Source organism: Thalassococcus lentus (genome assembly GCF_028023555.1).
In the GTDB taxonomy this organism is placed as follows: Bacteria; Pseudomonadota; Alphaproteobacteria; order Rhodobacterales; family Rhodobacteraceae; genus Thalassococcus_A; species Thalassococcus_A lentus.
This window is the reverse complement of the sequence record NZ_JAQIOY010000018.1, coordinates 1-1193: the sequence shown is the minus strand read 5'-3', so window position 1 is coordinate 1193 and position 1193 is coordinate 1. Positions and strand designations below refer to the sequence as shown.

General features: G+C 64.5%; 1 protein-coding gene. It reads right to left on the bottom strand.

Annotated elements, in window-relative coordinates:
- On the bottom strand, positions 1–1193 hold a 1193-nt coding region (locus PFY00_RS18955; protein WP_271434177.1), incomplete at both ends, for an acetate--CoA ligase.

Sequence of the window (1193 nt, the reverse complement as noted above, 5' to 3'; positions counted from 1 at the left end):
CAGCCGTCACCGGTAAAGTAATAGCCCTTGTAGTCCGAGAAGTAGGTCTTCTCGAAGCGTTCGTGATCGCCCCAGACGGTGCGCATCTGCGCCGGCCAGCTGGCCTTGAGCGCCAGCACGCCCTCGGTTGGGACGGTGTGGATCTCTTCGCCGGAGGTCGGCTCAAGCACCACGGGCTGCACGCCAAAGAACGGCTTCATCGCCGAGCCGGGCTTGGTCGCATGGGCGCCGGGCAGGGGCGTCAGAAGATGCCCGCCGGTTTCGGTCTGCCACCATGTATCAACAATGGGGCAGCGGCCGCCGCCCACCACGTCGTTGTACCAGGTCCAGGCCTCTGGGTTGATCGGTTCGCCCACGGTGCCGAGGATTCGCAGGGAGGATAGATCGCATTTGGTTACGAACTCGTTGCCCTGGCCCATCAGCGCGCGGATCGCGGTGGGGGCAGTGTAGAACTGGTTGACTTTGTGCTTTTCGACCACCTGCCAGAAGCGGCTGGCGTCCGGGTAGGTGGGCACGCCTTCGAACATCAGCGTGGTCGCGCCATTGGCCAGGGGGCCGTAGACAATATAGGAATGGCCCGTGACCCAGCCCACATCGGCGGTGCACCAGTAGACGTCGCCTTCGTGGTAATCAAAGACGATCTCATGGGTGAGGCCGGCGTAAACCAAATATCCACCTGTTGTGTGCACAACCCCCTTGGGCTGACCGGTGGAGCCCGAGGTGTAGAGGATGAAGAGCGGGTCCTCGGCATCCATCACGGCCGGCGTATGGGCGCTTGATGCGGCCTCGGCCAGTGCGTTGTAGTCGTGATCGCGCCCGTCCACCCATGTGGTCTGGCCGCCGGTGCGCTTGACCACCAGGCAGGCGACATCATCGGCGCAGTGCAGCAGCGCCTGATCGGCATTGGTCTTGAGCGGGGTCTTGCGGCCACCGCGCGGGGCCTCGTCGGCGGTGATGACGACCTTGGCGCCGCAGCCGTTGACGCGGGCGGCCAGGGCATCGGGTGAGAAGCCGGCAAAGACGATGGAGTGGATGGCACCGATGCGCGCGCAGGCCAGCATGGCATAGGCGGCCTCGGGGATCATCGGCAGGTAGATGATGACACGGTCGCCCTTGGTGACGCCCAGCCCTTCGAGCACATTGGCCATCTTGCAGACCGACGCGTGCAGATCGGCATAGGTGATGTGCTGCGC